The organism is Cyclobacterium xiamenense (genome assembly GCF_900109255.1).
Lineage (GTDB): Bacteria > Bacteroidota > Bacteroidia > Cytophagales > Cyclobacteriaceae > Cyclobacterium > Cyclobacterium xiamenense.
The window spans coordinates 15,203-32,963 of the sequence record NZ_FNZH01000006.1 but is presented as its reverse complement, the minus strand read 5'-3'; the positions used below and the strand labels follow the sequence as shown (position 1 = coordinate 32,963).

Below are 17,761 nucleotides of genomic sequence, written 5' to 3'. Positions count from 1 at the left end.
AAAAGAAAGGGGACCTACCTGCGTCAACAAGTAAGTCCCCGAGTGTAAGCGGAATGCGGGACGGCGATCCCTCATCCGACAACTGTTTATTTATGCAAAACAAACGCTGTAAAGATATGAAAAAATGCCTACTAAAGCATGTGATCTACATGACGAAATTATTTACGCTCGCCTTCACCCTACAATGCCTCAGCATGAGCTTATTGCTTGCCTGGAACGGCAATGCACAGGTGAAAAGCATCGAAGAAGTACCGGTACACCTTTCGTTAACCGAGGTAAAGGTGGAAGAAGCCTTTAAAGAATTGGAACGCATTACGGAGTTCAATTTTGTATATGCCAGTAGGGAAGTCCGGGACAGTCCATTGGTGTCAGTCACTAGTGAGGGGGAGAGCCTCTACGAACTTTTACTTTCCATTTCCAGTCAGTCCGATTTGCGATTTAAACAAGTGGACGGAAACATTCACGTAAAAAAATCCGATGAAGAGGCGGTAGTTTCCCTTGTTGTACTGGCAGCTAGTACCGTTTCCGGCAGGGTAACCGACGAAAACGGGGAGCCTCTTCCGGGGGCAACCGTGACGGTACTTGGAACGACCTCGGGAACCGTGTCTGATTTGGACGGAAACTATTCCCTTACGGTGGAGGAAGGGGCAACCCTGGTCTTTTCTTACATTGGATACGTGGCGCAGCGCATTACAGTAGGCAATCAAACTACTATCGATATCAGTTTGGCGCCGGATACCTCGGCACTGGAGGAGGTCGTGGTCGTGGGATACGGTGAAGTAAAGAAAAGCGACTTAACGGGAGCGGTGGGCTCTGTAAATTCAGAGGACATCATCCGGCAAAATCCTGTACAGGCGGCAAAGGCACTGCAAGGTCAGGTAGCCGGAGTAAATGTGAACAAAATCAATTCCCGCCCAGGCGCTGATTATACCATTGATATACGGGGGCTGCAATCTATTGGCTTCAGCAACGAACCGTTGGTTGTAATTGATGGTGTCATGGGAGGGAGATTGAATACCTTAAATCCCAGTGATATCGCCTCCATGGATGTATTAAAAGATGCCTCCTCCTCCGCGATATACGGTGCCAGGGGTGCAAACGGCGTGATCATTATTACGACGAAGAAGGGGGTTCAAGGGAAAACAAAAGTGACGTATGAAGGGTACGCAGGGGTGAAAACCCCGGCTTTTTTGCCTGATTTGATGAATGCACAGGAATTTTACACGGCCTATAACGACGTCGTCTTGGCAGAAAACCCGAATGCCCAGGTGATTTGGACAACGGCCCAATTGGAAAATGTGCAAAACGGAAGATCGGTTAATTGGGTGGATCAGGTTACTGACCCTTCCCTCCAAACCAGTCATGTGATTGCTCTTTCCGGAGGGAATGAGAATACCACCCATTATTTTTCGGCGGGTTACTTGAATGAAAAAGGCAATGTACTCCATACCGGTTTCGAAAGGTTTAACCTAAAAGGAAGTGCCGACAGCAAATTAAACGAGGTGGTAAAAGTGGGATTTAATACCTACTATACGTATAGTATTCTGAATACCGGTTCGTTTGAGACGTTGAGAAACGCTTACCGGGCAAGGCCAACGGGTACCATTTACTACGATGATTTGACTAACCCTACGGAAACGAACGATAAAAATGTAGATGGCTATGCCTTCTGGATGGGAATCAAAGACACCCAGGTCAACAACCCCCTGACGGAGGTAGCTGCCAAAAACTTCCAGGACGAAACGCGCGTTTCCAGCTTTTTAGGGAATGCCTACGTGGAATTGACTCCTTTTGAAGGCCTTAGCTTTCGGTCTTCCATGTCGGCTTCTGTATTTAATAGCCGAAGGGGCGAATTCCGTGGTTCCGATTCCAAAAGCAGGTTAAACCGACTTCCAAGTGCCGGAAATGACTTTACATTTAATGGTTCCTACACCTGGGACAATATTTTGAATTACAAGTTAAAGACCGGAATGCACGATTTTAATTTTACAGCCGTGCAAAGTGCACTTCAAGAAAGGTTTGAAACTTCTCGCATTCGGGTCGAAAACCTGGCCTATAATTCAAGCTTTTATGCCCTAAATACGGCGGCGCAGATCAATGGTGTGGCGAGTGACCTGGTTGAACGATCCATTTTGTCGTATATGGGCAGATTCAATTACATCTTCAATGAAAAGTACCTATTTACCCTCACGGGAAGGTACGATGGCTCCTCCGTCCTGGCAGAAGGCAACCAATGGGCGTTTTTCCCTTCTGCGGCTATCGCTTACCGGATTGGAGACGAGGCCTTTATTCAGAACATGAATTTATTCTCCGATTTGAAAATCCGGCTAAGTTATGGACGGGTAGGAAATGACGTGGTAGCCCCGTATAGCACACAGGCATATCTAAACCGGACCGCATACGATTTTGACGGAAACCCCGCCTTTGGCTATGCTCCCAGGAATATCGGAAACTCAGAATTGAGATGGGAGAACAGTGAAGAATTTAACTTGGGCATCAATATGGGTTTTCTGGAAAATAGAATCAATGCAGAAGTTGAGCTTTATTCGAAAGAAACCAATGATTTGATTCAAAACGTGGCCATCCCAACTTCCCTTGGTTTTGGAGCCGTGACGTCCAATGTGGGCAAGTTGCTTAACCGGGGAATTGAAGTGACCGTCAACTCAGTAAATGTGCAAACCCAACATTTCAGGTGGAATACCACCATTAATTTCTCATCCAATCACAACGAAATTCTCGAGTTGTATGGAGGTACGGTGCAAGCGGATATTGCCAACCGACTTTTTGTAGGACATTCCCTACGATCCAATTATTACTATGAATTTGATGGAATATGGCAGTTGGATGAAGCAGAAGAGGCGCTGGCTTACGGGCAGGTACCCGGTTCCGTGAAAGTAGTGGACCAAAACAACGATGGGTTGATCTCCTCTTCGGAAGGAATCGACGATCGGGTCATTCTGGGAAATCAGTTACCGAAATGGATGGCTGGTTTCAATAATATGTTTACCTATAAGGAATGGGATCTATCCGTTTTCGTCTACACCCGTCAGGGAGTCCAGTTTCGAAACAGTTTGCTTCAGGGAACGATGGGAGACCTGACTAGTAATCGATACAACCGGTTGAACCTAAACTATTGGACGGAAAACAATCCCACGAACGACTACTACGGCGTCTGGCAAAACAACCCTTTTCGGGAAGCCATTCAATACAAAGACGCCAGCTTTTGGCGTATATCAAACGTGACCCTGGGCTATACCTTTCCTGCTACCGTACTTAATAGTATTAAATTCAGCAACTTAAGGTTGTATGGTCAAGCCAATAATCTTTTCGTTTTCACCAGAGAAAAAAATACATGGATGGATCCGGAATTCAACTCAGGTACCTATCAAGATGATGTACCGCATTCCATTTTCCAATTTGGGGTAAGTGCATCCTTTTAATGTTCCTCTGTTCCCTAAACTATAAAAAAATGAAAAAATATAACCTTCCCCATGCCCTCCTGTTTTTGATGCTGATTTTCAGTACCACAGGATGTCAGGATTTTCTTAAAGAAGAATCCATTTCCAACATTACCACCGATTCCTATGTGACCACCGAAGCAGGCTATGAAGATTTGATAAAATCCTGTTACCCGCTTTTACGGGATTTTATCCTACAGTATCCCATCGCCTTGCCGGGAACCGACCTATTCCAAAACGGGTTATGGACGGAAAAAGCGGTGGGACAGGGACCAGCCCTGGATACCTACCTAAACATCACTTCAGAAACCTTTATTGGCCCCTGGGATATCTTTTACCGGGAAATCGGTCGAACCAATGCGGCCATCAGCAGGGCTGAGAACGTGAACTATGCCAATCCCGCCCGTAAAGCGGCAAGGGTAGGAGAGGCAAAGTTTTTGCGGGCCCTGACTTATTTTTACCTGGTTCAGACCTGGGGAGATGTACCCATGCCTTTGGAAGAGACCATTACGGCCAATACCAACGTGGTCCGCGAGTCGGCTGCTACGGTGTACAGCCAAATCATCAAAGACCTGACCGAGGCCGAGGCCGATCTTCCGGAAATAGCCAGCGATTACGGCAGGGCGACCAAAGGGGCTGCCCAGTTTTTGTTGGCGAAGGTTTATTTGACGCGTGGGTGGAATTATGACAATTCGCTGGGCGGGAGCCCCGATGATTTTGACAAGGCATTGGACTACGCCGACAAAGTAATCGAAGCCTATCCGTTAGTGGAAGCGTACAAGGAGCTTTTCCCGATCCGTTCTGAAAATCCATTGACCCAATATTCCGGACCTCAGGATGCGAAAAACAGCGAAGTGGTATTTGCCATTCAGTTCAACAACGATGTCCTTACCAATGCCATGGAGGGAAATGGCCGGGAACCGGGGAATTATTACCATTCCATTTTTCCGGGTAACGGAGAATTGGTGGGAAGCAACGGGAGAACGAGCGATTATAACCGGCACCTGGGTCAAAACGAGCCCACGCCTTCCGTTTACCGATTGTTTGATCCGCAGGTAGACAGTCGGTATGCCCATAATTTTCTGCGGGTGATTTATGCCCTTCAGCCGGTAAGCAATTTCTCCTATAGTTTTGACGACCCAAGCCTGACGGTAAGCTACGATGTAGGAGATACGGTGGCGTATTGGACACCCTGGAATCAGCCAGCATTTGGGGCGGAAAAGGGTATTGACGAAGGGGGTACCAAAAAGTATGCGGTCATGAACCACGAACAGCTAATCAGCGGTGAGGCCATTTCCAGACTTACGGCATTCAGACCCACGATGTGGAAGTTCTGGGAGCCAAATATTCCTTATGGAGACGGGCACGGAACCTTTGACTTTGGCTTGTTCCGATCCGCTGAAGCCTATCTGTTGGCTGCCGAAGCCATCGTCAAAGGAGCTACCGGCGGCGCTCTGGGTGGCGCGGAAGTCTACTATAATCGCGTATTGGACCGGGCGGTAGGCGCAGGAGTGGATCCCCAAAAAGCCAAGTTTCCAGAGATACTTAGTTCCCTGGAAACCGAATCCTACCGGGCCACAGCGGCGACTATTTCCATTGACATGATTTTGGACGAAAGCGCCCGGGAATTAATAGGTGAATTCAACCGTTGGTTTGATCTCAAACGGACGGGAACGTTGTTGGAACGAACAAAAAAATACAATTTCTGGACGAGGGCAAATGGAGCCTTATCCGAGATACACCTGGTTCGGCCCATTCCACAACACGAAATAGACCGAACCCAGCCGCCTCTCCAACAAAACCCCGGGTATTAATCGTGCGGAACTGCAGTAAAACGGGAAACTATTGGTTTCCCGTTTTCATTAAGCATTTTACTCGGGTATATCTGGAGGTATCGAAGTAGCATGGAAAAAATGCCTGAGTCGAATTTGCAAAACATAACTTTCAAAAAAAATGGGTTCGATTAAGGGAGATTACTTATATTTTCGAAAACTCCTCGGGTTTAATCTATTGGTGAGGTCATACCCACCAGACCCGGTTGGCCCTTACAATTTCATAACTGAATAAATGAATTCGCAAATCAACGATGACTCGACTTCTTCTATATCTTCTGATTCTCTTCTTTTCAGCGAAGGGGAAAAATGGAGCCAATATTTTTGATAGTTCTTTTCCAGCAAGAGATGGCACGTTCAGACTCTTTACCAAAAGCGAACATATAAATAGTTACCATATTTCGTATTATGCCAACGGGGAAGACAAGCCCGGAAGGGAAATCTCCCACCTAAGAAAAAACAGCGGTTTCCATCTGCTGCAGCAAGAGGAACCCGGCCTTCCAATAGCATCAAGGGAAGTCCACCAACTCAAATTGATCAAGGACGATTCCGGAATAATAATGTACGTAGATGACCGGAAAATCATAGACTGGACGGATGAGAATGAGTATGGTCCCATTTTACAGGAAGGAAAAATAGGTTTCAGACAGATGCAGTGGACGCATTTTCGCTACAAAAACTATAAAGCATGGGCCCTTACCAAATGAAATACCCCAAAGAAAAATTAATCGGTCTGTTTGTTTTATTTGGCTTCCTGTTCCTGGGATGCGCTAAAGAAGATAATGGGATCATTCTGCGCGAAGCACCCTTTACATTGGAGGTGGTCCATCCCCGATTTCTGGACTACCCAAAACCCGCTGCGGGTATGAGCGTTCAATTGAATCCTCCCGTTTTGAGATGGCCGGTAGTAAAAGGGGAAAATATCAGGTATGACGTTCGGTTATCGGATGAGAAGGATTTTTCTCTCCCGGATAGAATACTGGAAATAAAGGATAGTCCATGGGCAATATTCAATCCCCATCAAAAACTTGCCTCCGGGCTCTGGTACTGGCAATACAGGAAAAGCGGGGAAGAATGGTCTGAAGTACAGCATTTTGTTGTTGAAGACGGAGCGGTACCAATGGTATCGCCTTCGGCAGATCATTTTTTACAGGCATTGCCAAAACAGCATCCAAGAATTCTCGCTACCCAATCAGAACTTGCCCTACTTCGTCAACTGCAGCCCAATGAAGATACCCGGGCCATTTTACGGCAGGCAGAGAAAGCACTTCTTATGAGGATTCCTAAAGAGCAGGATGGAATGCCCCAACGAAAAGGTGAGGAAGAGGAACAGCAAAGAAAGCTCCGTCTTGATGCCAGTAAGCAACTTGGCACTCAGGTTTACGACGCTGTAGTCTCTTTATCCGAGGCTTATATTTTGAGCGGTAATGAAGCCTATGCAAAGAAGGCCATTCAAATCGCCTTTGAGGTAAGCCAATGGAACCCAAGAGGCGTATCTAGTACCAATGATTTTAGTGATGCGCGTTGTATGCTCGCCATGGCGATGGTCTATGATACTTTTTATGACAGGCTCAGTGAAAATCAAAAATCAACCTTGCTTCAATCCATTAAACCAAGGGCCTCTCATTTTTATAAAAACTGGATCAACAATATAGAAGCCAAGGTATTGAGCGGTCATGTTTGGCAACATATTCTTCATTATTTTTTCCAAACAAGCCTGGCCGTTTATGGGGATGAGCCGGAGGCAGCCGACTGGATGGCTTATGCCTATGAATTGTTTCTGGCAAGAGCACCTGTATTGGGTGGTATGGACGGGGGATGGTCTGAAGGCGTTTCCTATTTCCGAATGAATATGGAAACCATGATAGATATTCCTTTGTACATTAAAAAATTCACAGGATTTGATTTTATCAATGCCCATCCCTGGTACCAAAACCAGGCCGACTGGATGATCTACCACATCCCTCCGGGTGCTGCATCAGATGGTTTTGCGGACAATGCAGAAGAAGTGAATCTACCTGGTGTAGATTATGTCGCCTTTGCCCTGGGATTGGCAAAACTAACGGGGGATTCCAAAGCAGCCTGGTATGCCAATGAATGTTTGAAGTACGATACATCAGACCTTTCAGAGGAATCTATTCTCAGGTGGGTGCGGCTTACAAAGACCCGTGATTTGCCCGTCCCGGTTCCACCTGCCCTGCCTAACTTGCCAATGGGAAGGTTATTTTCTGATGTGGGCCTTGTGGCCATGCACAGTGATGTCAGCAACACAAAAGAAAACCTGATGGTAGCCATGCGTTCCAGCCCCTTTGGCTCCTATGGCCACATGCTCTCTGATCAGAACGTTTTCAATATTCTCTATGGCGGCAAAAAGTTGTTTTACAGAACGGGTTACAAGGTATCCATGAAAGATCCTCACCGTACCGGCTGGTACCAGCATACCAAAAGCCAGAATGGTATCCTGGTAGACGGAGAAGGTCAGCCCTATAGTACGGAGGCTTTTGGGTGGGTTGCCCGGTTCTTGCAGGGAGATGACCTTGCTTATGCCAAAGGGGATGCCTCCCGGGCCTACCAGAGTAAGGAGACCGAAGAGGATTATTCGGTCGTAAAAAACATTAGGCACCTTGTTTTACTCAAACCCGATGTAATCCTTGTTTACGATGAACTTGAGGCCGGCGAAGCGGTGGATTGGTCTTGGCTTATCCACAGCCTTGATGCAATGGAAATTGACACGAAAAATCAAACCTTTAGGGTTCAGCAGGAAAATGCAATTGGAATGGGACGGCTATGGGCTTCAGCGGACCTGTCTTTTCATTTCAGGGATACGTTTGACGTAGCAGCCGTGAATTGGAGAAAATCGGTCGGGGAGGATGGTCGTGTGAAATCCTACAAAGATAACCAATTCCATCTCAGCGCAACCCCAACAAAAAAATCCACCAAAATGCGATTTTTTGGCGTGATCCAAGTCGCGGAGGAAATGGATGAATCCGAGTTACTTTCCGGCACGCTTCGCAATGGAATTGCCGAGATCGAAATTGGAAACTGGAAAATTAGCGCATCCTTGGATTCGGCATCAGCACCTGGCCTACTCATCCATAATGAAAAAACAGAAACGGTATTTTCATCCCATGGAAAGTCACTTCGTTTACGGGATCAATTCTTTTCCGGTAGTGATTCAGCAAGCAGTATCCTGGGAATTATCAGAGATGGTTCCCCATTGTTTATTGAAGCAAAGGACGAATTACCACCCGAAATGCAATCCAGACTCCGGTACTTTGAAAAATCATCTGGTAATTTTTCTCAATAGAATTCGATAGAAAAAACCCTGCGACGCCAAAAAATATAGCCCAATAATCATGAAAAATAGCCGTTTGATCTTGTTGTTACTCGTTTTGCTGGTTTTCGGTTCCTCAGGTTCTGCTCGCTACGAGCTTACGAAGAAAGCAGCTCCTCCCAATTTCATATTTATCCTCACCGATGACCAGGGTTGGAGCAGCACCTCTATTGGCATGGACGAGCGGATTCCGGCATCCAAAAGCGATTTCTTTGAAACGCCTTCCATGGATCGCCTGGCCCGGGAGGGGATGCGCTTTACTCGTGCTTATGCGCCTGCGGCCATCTGTTCGCCCACCCGAAGAAGCATCCTGTTTGGACAAACACCTGCCAGACTGGGGGACGAGACCTTCCCTGCTGCGCATGATCCCCGGTCGAATGCTCCCCAGTTGACCATTCCATCGATGCTGAAAGGCATTGATGCCCGGTACCGGGCCGCGCACTTTGGTAAATGGGATTTGCGGGCGGAAATTTTCCCCGAAGATTTGGGTTTTGACGAAAGCGACGGCGATACCCGGAATGCACACGGCAATTTAATGACCGGAAAGGACGATAAATGGGAGGCGGTATTTCTTACCAATGATCCCAAACGTAGTTCCTCCATCACCCGAAGGGGCATCAACTTTATGGAAAGGCAGGTGCGTGCGGGAAACCCCTTTTACCTGCAGCTATCGCACTATGCCGTACACGTAGACATGCAAACCCGCGAAGCTACGCTGAAGAAATACCGGAACAAACCAAAAGGAGTGAAGCATAGGCATCCGGCCTGGGCGGGAATGTTGGAGGACATGGATCACACCATCGGGCAGGTTTTGGATAGGGTAGCCTCTCTGGGCATCTCCGAAAACACCTACATCCTGCTGATGGCGGACAATGGATCCGTGGAAATGCTGCCCCCGGTGCCCTCTCTCCAAAAACTGCGGCATCCGGATACCTTCGATCGCCCCCTGCGGAATGCCCCGCTTCGTGCGGGTAAATGGACCCTCTACGAGGGAGGGATACGCGTTCCCTTTATCGTAAAAGGTCCCGGGGTTTCAGCGGGCAGTACCAGTCGGGAACCGGTAGGCGGTTGGGATATTTTACCAACGCTCGCTACCCTCGCCGGATATACCGGTCGGCTACCGGATAACCTGGATGGAGGAAGTTTTGCGGGCATGTTGCAATCGCAAGGAAGCGGGGAGGTCCAGAGAAAAAATGATTTCCTGGTTTTTCACCGGTATAGCAATGGCTACCCCCACTCCGCCCTGATTCAGGGAGACGAGAAGCTGATTCGGTTTTGGAAAACGGGCAAACTGGAATTGTATCACCTGTCCGATGATCTGGGTGAAACGCAGGATTTGGCCGCCTCCCAGCCCGGAAAGGCGGAGGAACTGGACAGGAAGCTTCAGGCCTACCTGCAGGAAGTGAATCCGCAATTGCTCAAAAAGTTGACCGCTTACTGATGGGTTTTTTTTGACCGAAGATCGTTCCAGGTTTATTGCTTGCTTCTCGTCCGGATGCCTATGGATACGAATGGAAGTGCCGGATGCCCGGGTCAACGCTCCCGGTCCCAGCAAGCGATAACGAACGTCGTGGACCTGAAGGACCTGCTCCCATCCGGTAAGGCAATTTTCCCATCCAAATGGTCAGCTTTTTTTAACCGAAATCGGTTGATTTGGTCCATGGCAGCCCAAAAAATCGACTCCCTGAATGTATCGGATCCGGAATATGGTCAGCCTTTCTATGCCGACTACCGAACCCGGAAGATGGGCGAGTTGCTGGAACGGGTCGAAGGAAAGGTCTTTATAATCCGGGTTAAAAAAGCGGCGGTGCAACCGAAAAGGGTCCAACAACAAGTACCTGTCGAATGGTATTTCGGGGTAAGATGGTTTCTGACCTAGGGAAAACCTCGGGGATAGTGCCAAAGAAATGGATGAATCCAGATAAACCCGTTGATACAGTACGGGTGTATCTACTCAAGGCAAATGCTTTGCCAAGAAAAAAATTAATACCGGTTCATTCTTCTATTTATTTGGCTTTTAAACAAGACTGTAGTAACTTTTAATCATGTAATCCCAAACCCATATAGCCTTGAGAATGAAACCTTTTGCCACCAATGACAACTCAACTGCCGTTTATTTCGTCGGGCAACGAAGCCCGTCAAAGCGAAGCAACCCGATCAATGGCATCAGCCGCCGTGACTGTTTGGGTATCTTAGGCGGATCACTTGCGGGCCTTGCGCTGACCTCGATGTCGGGATTGGATAAGACCCGGAATAATCCGCCGGTCGTCGATACCCATCTGCACTGTTTTGCTGGTGCTGACAGTCAGGAATTCCCGTATCATCCCAATGGACCTTACCGACCCGTTTCCGCTGCCACCCCGGAACATCTGCTGAGCTGTATGGACGGAGCAGGGGTTTCGTACGCGATTGTCGTCCATCCGGAACCCTACCAGGACGACCATCGCTACCTGGACCATTGCCTGGAAGTTGGTGGGGGTCGATTGAAGGGTACCTGCCTGTTTTTTGCTGACCGGCCGAAATCGCTGGCAGCCATGCCGGCGTTTTTGAGGGAAAGGCAAGGAAACATCGTAGCCTCCCGGGTTCATGCGTACGCTCCCGATCGATTGCCCCCGTTTGGGAAACCGGAACTCCGTAAATGGTGGCGTAGCGTTGCCGACGCCGGGATTGCGGTGCAACTGCATTTCGAACCCCGCTATGCTCCCGGCTTCGAGCGGTACATTCGGGAATTCGCTGATACCAGGGTGATCATCGACCATCTTGGGCGTCCGTTTCAGGGATCACCGGAAGAGCATGCCCGGGTAATACGCTGGGCTGACTTTCCCAACACCGTGATGAAGCTTTCATCGATTCCTCCACAAGAGCGCTATCCTCACCAGGATGTAGGACCGATCATCCGCCAATTGACCAATGCATGGGGCGCTGAGCGGATGATTTATGGCGGGGGGTTTAATGGAGAGGCAACACCAGCTTCCTACCGCCGCTACCGGCAAGACTTGCTGGGGTATCTTTCGCACCTCTCGCCACAGGAGCAGGTAGCAATACTCGGAGCTAATGCGGCACAGCTTTTCGGCTGGAGCTAAACAGATACGGTGGAATTGGGAATGCTATGTTGTACCGCCCTCAATACCTGCACGGAGTGAGTGGTGTATTGAAATCCATACCGATCGGCTGGATGGTGACTACGTATTCATGGGAAAAGCAGGTAAACAAACAGGAAGTAAAGCACCGGACATTCCCATAGGCCCGTTTGAGCTTCGGGCACCATTGCTCATTACAGGTTTGAATGGGCCGACTGCTTTCGGGGCTTGCTGATGGGTGTTTTGGATTTGCTGGTCTACGTCCGTATCAACGGAAAATACCTTTCTTTTGGGCTTGCTGACCTCTCACGATGTGGCGGAGTCATATGTGGTCAAGGGGTTTAAACTGGATTTGGATGCGTTTTTTGGGGAGAATGCGTAAGCGGTACGCACTATCTTCAGATCAATCAATCCTCGCCTACATGGGTACCTGTCTGTCGATGGAGAGCGGCTGTGATATACCGCGTTTTAGGGGGCCATAAGATAATTCCGAATAGGCCACCGTTGTTTTTTGCAGCTACCGATGCGCAAAGGGAGCCTGAAGAAAATACGACCGCTGCATGCTATGGCAGTCCAAAATGAAGTCGGAATAGCAGCCATCTATGCGCTATAGGGTTTGAAATAGCGAGAAAAATGGTCCACATGCTTTTAAAACCCGTCAAATTTTTGTTAGTTTAGCTTGATTTAAACCCAATTTACCCGCAATGTACAAGGAAGCTTCAATGAATGGAGTTGGCTCGGATTCCAAGGACGACGTGCTTTGGAACCAAATTAAAGCGGGTGAAATGGCGGGTTTGGAGGGGTTGTATACGAAATACGTTCGGGAACTTTTTCGGTTGGGCATGTCCATAAGGGGCGACCAAAGCCTGGCTAAGGATTGCATACAGGAGGTTTTTTTGAAGATTTGGCAGTACCGCGATTCGGTAAAAGCGACCGATAATGCAAAGCTTTACCTTTTCAAATGCCTGAGTAACCGTATCCACAAAGAAATAAGCAAGGAAAAAAAGCGGTATAGCTACCTACATCCGGAACTGGAAGATGCGTTGCAAACGGAACCGGAAGAAGCAGGAACTAGCTCGCTAGCTTTTCCAAAGCACCGAAAAAACCTTGTGGAAGCGTTGGATTCGCTTCCTTCCCGCCAACAAGAAGTGATCCACCTGTTGTACTACGAAAACCATTGCTACGAAGACATCTCCATCATCATGGGAATCAACGTACAATCGGTTTATACCCTTGCCTGGAAGGCCCTTGCGAATTTAAAGAAACGACTGCTGCTGATAAGCCTGCTCCTTTTGGCGGTTTTGGCCTGATGTATATCATTTTTCTATCAGAATGTAATTTATTTTACCGTGTTTTTATCCGGATACGATATTTTATAAAATTAATGTAAATCTCAACCACTTTATGCCGAAATAGGATAGATTTTTTATTCCCGGGACTTATGTGGGTGAATTTGTATTGATATGGATATATCCTCCTATACCACAGAAGATTTTGTATTGGATCCTGCTTTCAGAAAATGGGTACTGCAGCCCAATGCTGCATCCAATCGTTTCTGGGAGAACTTGTTGACCAAACACCCTTCCCGGTACAAGGCCGCAAAACAAGCGCGTTTGATCGTCCTGGAGATGAATAAAAGGAATCAATCCCAGCTTTCTGAAACAGAAATTTTGAGTTTGTGGAAGGGCATCGAAAAGAAAGCATCCGGTCAAGCAGCGATCCGGCAAGATAACGTGGTCCCATTGAATTCCTTAAGCACCTTTGAACGGAATAAGCCCCAAACCATTTCTCGTTGGAAAATTCACCAGCATTTCGGTTTCCGGGTGGCTTGCGTGCTGCTTCTTTCCCTGGGTTTGGGGTACTTTTCCGGCTGGCTATTTTCGGAACCCCCTGTGCAGCGCGCAAGTGTGCCGTCTACGGTTCACTTTCTCACACATACTACCGTTCCGGGTGTAAAATCTCACCTCACCCTAAGCGATGGGTCACGGGTTATCCTTAATTCCGGAAGTGAATTACGCTACCTGAAAGATTTCGTCACCGGCGACCGTAATGTTTATTTGAAAGGAGAGGCATTTTTTGATGTAGCCGAGGACTCGCTGCGACCCTTCCGGGTCCATTCCCGAAACACCACCACTACGGCCTTGGGAACTAGTTTTAATGTGAAGGCCTACGAAGGTGAAACACTGGATGTCTCTTTGCTGAGTGGAAAAGTGGCTGTGAAGCGAGAGGGGGGGTTGGAGGAGCCAGTCCTTTTGGTTCCTGGAGAAGCCCTTAAAATTGACACGGAGAAAGACCGATTGGTAAAAAGTCCATTTGACTCAGATCGGGTAATCGGGTGGACCAAAAAACGGATTATTTTTCAGGAGACGCCCCTGATTGAGGCCATTCGGGTATTGGAAAACTGGTACGGGGTCAAAATTCGCATCGTAAACCGACCCGGAGAGCGGGTATTGCTTTCCGGAAAGTTTCAGGATGAGACCTTGGAGAACGTACTGGAAGGATTGAAATTTTCCGCCAGGTTTAATTTTGCCATCGAAAAAGAAAACGTAACCATTCAATTCAAGAAATAAGACCAAAAAGCCTATGATCAAAGACCCTTGATAGAAAAAAAGCCGGGAATGCGCCAACATCCCCAGCCCATTATTTCCCGGAAGGTCCTGCCAGGGAATTTCCGGATTTCGTTCATCCAAAACCATTCACTTTAGTTTTAAAACAAACAGCGTAAAGGTATGAAAAATCTTGTACTATTCCATGTTATACGCATGACCAAACTATTTACCTACGCATTTCTGATTCAAGTCCTGTCCATGAGTTTTTTGTTTGCCTGGAATGGCAATGCACAGGTGAAGGATATTGAAGAAGTAATGGTGTCCATTTCCCTTGACAATGCCAAAATCGAAAAGGCATTTTCGCTTATCGAAAAGACCACGGAATTTAGTTTCGTATTTACGGATAAAGAATTGAGAGATATCCCAAGGGTTACCATCGGTGAGGGGACGCAAAGTCTGTATGCGGTGCTTTCGGTCATTGGCAAACAGACGGGCTTGTATTTCAAACAAGTCAATCGCAATATCCACGTCCAACGGGCAGCCCCGGATACACAGCCGCTAGAGCCAATTTTGACTACAGAGGCGGTAGTGGATGTAACTGTATCCGGAATAGTAACCGACGAGAGCGGAGAACCGCTGCCCGGGGCTTCGATTACCGTGCTGGGCACCACCACCGGGACCGTGACCGATATTGATGGCAACTATACAATTTCCGTTCCGGACGGCGCCACGCTGGTTTTTTCGTACATTGGCTATGAATCAAAAACGGTAGAAGTAGGCGCACAAACCACCCTTAACATCAGCCTATCGCAGGATGCCGCCTCATTGGAGGAGGTAGTGGTGATCGGGTACGGAACCCAAAAGAAACGGGACGTCACAGGGTCTGTTGTAAGAGCCGATATTGAAGCTTTCCGCGAATCCCCCAATGTCAATATTGCCCAATCGCTCCAGGGCTCAGTGCCTGGACTAAACGTAGGGCAGGTTAACCGGGCAGGCCAGAACCCGTCTATTTCAGTCAGGGGAAGAACAACCCTTAGCGGAAACCAGGACGTGTTGATAGTAGTGGATGGCATTATTTTTACCGGAAGCCTAAGTGACCTGAATCCCAATGACATTGAGTCGATCGATGTATTGAAGGACGCCAGTAGCATGGCCATATTCGGTGCGCAGGCCGCAAATGGTGTAATCATGATTACTACCAAGAGCGGAAAAGTGGAGCAAAAACCGATTTTCAACTATACGGGTACGTATACGACTCAAACACCAACCAATCGACCTGAATTGATGGATCGGGAAGGGTTTCTTCAAAAGGTTAGAGATCAGGATTGGCAACAGTCTTTTCTCCCTCCCGACTATACCCAGCCCAATCCTGATTACAACGTAGCCGCGTTATTTGAGCCTGCTGTTTTTGAAGGATTTCAGAATGGGACGGATTTTGATTGGTGGGATGCCGCCACGCAAACCGGCTATATAAATAATCACAACTTGAGTGTGAGGGGAGCTACCGAAGCCACCTCGTATTTTCTTTCGGGTGGCTATACCAAACAGGAAGGCTTTATCATGAATGATCAGTTTGAACGGATTACAGCAAGGATCAATCTGGATCATCAAATTTTGGATGGTTTTCGGTTTGGTGTTCAGACTTTTGGGTCCTTTGCGGATAATTCCGGGGAAATTCCGGCTATGGGAAATATTACTTCTTTACCTCCTCTAGTTGTCCCCTACGATGCAGATGGAAACGTCATTCTTAATCCTGATGGAGCCATAAGGGCCAATCCTTTCCTGAGTCCATTGTCCAATGATTTTGACAAAAGGAATAACTTATTCGCCAATGTATATATGGATATTGAAATTCCATACATTGAGGGGTTGAATTTTCGCGTGAATTTTGGAAACAATTATACCTGGAGAAGGCATTACAGAAGCAACGAATATGGTGCTGGCGCTGCCGGCCTGGCCTTTAAGCGTAATTACCATGCCTACGATTGGACCTTGGATAATATTTTAACCTATCGCAAAACTTTCAATAACAATCATACCATCAACCTGACCATGGTGGCTGGGCGACGAGAATTGAAAAACGAAGGTACTGAGGCAAATGGTACCAATTATGCAAATTTAGGCCTTGGATACAATGATTTGAGTATTGGACAGTTACAATTGATTCAATCCAGCGCATGGGATGAAAGTTATTTGTACCAAACAGCTAGAGTCAATTATGATTTCAGTGAAAAATACCTGATAACGGCCACCGTTCGACGGGATGGCTTCTCAGGATTTGCAGAAAATAACAAATTCGGGATATTTCCATCCGTAGGTGTGGGCTGGGTATTGAGTGAAGAAGGCTTTTTAGACCAATCTCCATTCAGCTACCTGAAATTCAGAGGTTCCTACGGTACGAACGGTAATCTTACGAGCAGATACTCTTCTTTAGCTCGTGTCGCGTTGTATCCAGCCTATGTTTTTGGAGAGGGAGGATCAACTATTTTTGGCCAGCGGGTTACCACCCTTTCCAATGCCGATTTGTCCTGGGAAACCACTACAGGATACAATTTTGGATTCGATTTTTCCTTATTCGATAGCCGATTGACAGGTACCTTGGATTATTATCAAAATACCACCAATGATTTGCTATTCAGCATCAACATACCTGAAATTACTGGTTTCAATAATATTTCTACTAACGTAGGCGAGATTGCCAACAGAGGTGTGGAATTCGTAGTAAAAGGCGATGTGATGAGTTCTGATAGGTTCAACTGGAATGCCAATTTTAATATTGCCTCCAATCGAAACCGAATCGTTTCCTTACTGGGGCTGGATGCAGATGAGAATGGGGTCGAAGATGACCTCATAGGAAGTGGTTTGTTCATAGGAGAGTCCATAAATTCGATTTTTGATTACGAATCCGCCGGCATCATTCAGTTGGGTGAGGAGCCGCCTCCTGGATTTTTCGTGGGTACGCATGAAATAATTGACCAAAATAACGATGGCGTAGTGGATGCGAACGATCGGGTCATCATTGGTAGAAGCGAACCAGCCTTTCGCTTTGGGTTGATGAACGAGCTCAGGTACAATAACTTTACGTTTCGGTTCTTTTTGAACTCAATTCAAGGTGGACGGAATGGTTATTTGGGCGCCAATAATCCGAGTTTAGGACAATCGGACAACGCACGCAGATCGAATTTGTTTGTGGAAGCTGATTATTGGACCCCTTCCAACCCTGACGCCAGGTACCGGGGACAAGACCAGGTGGCTGGAATCGATTACCGGTATTACGGGGATCGCAGTTTTGTACGATTGCAGGACGTAACACTGGCTTATCGTTTCGATCAGAACCTGATCCAGCAGTTTGGTATCCAGGGCCTGAAGCTTTTTGTCAGTGGAAAAAACCTGGCCACCTGGACCAATTGGGTAGGCTGGGATCCTGAAACAGGAAGTGGCCTGGATCCCTCTGGTTTGCCGGTGATGAAAGGCTTTTCAGCAGGTTTGGATGTCAGTTTTTAATCAC

At 47.4% G+C, this 17,761-nt stretch carries 10 protein-coding genes; all 10 read left to right on the top strand.

What is annotated here, in order from left to right:
* The first annotated feature begins 116 nt into the window (after positions 1–116).
* On the top strand, positions 117–3,440 hold the full coding sequence (locus BMW71_RS17420; RefSeq protein ID WP_177179695.1) for a SusC/RagA family TonB-linked outer membrane protein: 3,324 nt from the start codon (positions 117–119) through the stop codon (positions 3,438–3,440).
* A 29-nt stretch (positions 3,441–3,469) separates the two neighbouring features.
* Entirely contained in the window at positions 3,470–5,272 is a 1,803-nt protein-coding gene (locus BMW71_RS17415; RefSeq protein ID WP_092177327.1) for a RagB/SusD family nutrient uptake outer membrane protein, read from the top strand.
* Between the two features lie 272 nt (positions 5,273–5,544).
* A complete protein-coding gene (locus BMW71_RS17410; protein ID WP_092176962.1) occupies positions 5,545–5,997 on the top strand; it encodes a DUF1961 family protein in 453 nt (150 codons plus the stop codon).
* Positions 5,994–8,597 carry a DUF4962 domain-containing protein gene (locus BMW71_RS17405; RefSeq protein WP_177179694.1) on the top strand — a complete coding sequence of 868 codons (2,604 nt, stop codon included), beginning with the start codon at positions 5,994–5,996 and terminating at the stop codon, positions 8,595–8,597. The genes BMW71_RS17410 and BMW71_RS17405 overlap by 4 nt, the downstream gene beginning before the upstream one ends.
* A 49-nt stretch (positions 8,598–8,646) precedes the next feature.
* A complete protein-coding gene (locus tag BMW71_RS17400) occupies positions 8,647–10,065 on the top strand; it encodes a sulfatase (protein ID WP_092176956.1) in 1,419 nt (472 codons plus the stop codon).
* 60 nt (positions 10,066–10,125) lie between these two features.
* Entirely contained in the window at positions 10,126–10,503 is a 378-nt protein-coding gene (locus BMW71_RS17395; RefSeq protein ID WP_092176953.1) for a hypothetical protein, read from the top strand.
* 196 nt (positions 10,504–10,699) lie between these two features.
* Complete coding sequence (locus BMW71_RS17390; RefSeq protein ID WP_092176950.1) at positions 10,700–11,707, top strand: amidohydrolase family protein; 1,008 nt, start codon at positions 10,700–10,702, stop codon at positions 11,705–11,707.
* Between the two features lie 701 nt (positions 11,708–12,408).
* Positions 12,409–13,014, top strand: a complete 606-nt coding sequence (locus BMW71_RS17385) for an RNA polymerase sigma factor (protein ID WP_092176948.1) — start codon at positions 12,409–12,411, stop codon at positions 13,012–13,014.
* Between the two features lie 153 nt (positions 13,015–13,167).
* Positions 13,168–14,274, top strand: coding sequence for a FecR family protein (locus BMW71_RS17380; protein ID WP_092176945.1), 1,107 nt, complete (start codon positions 13,168–13,170; stop codon positions 14,272–14,274).
* A gap of 159 nt (positions 14,275–14,433) precedes the next feature.
* Entirely contained in the window at positions 14,434–17,757 is a 3,324-nt protein-coding gene (locus tag BMW71_RS17375) for a SusC/RagA family TonB-linked outer membrane protein (protein ID WP_244891209.1), read from the top strand.
* Positions 17,758–17,761: the final 4 nt, after the last annotated feature.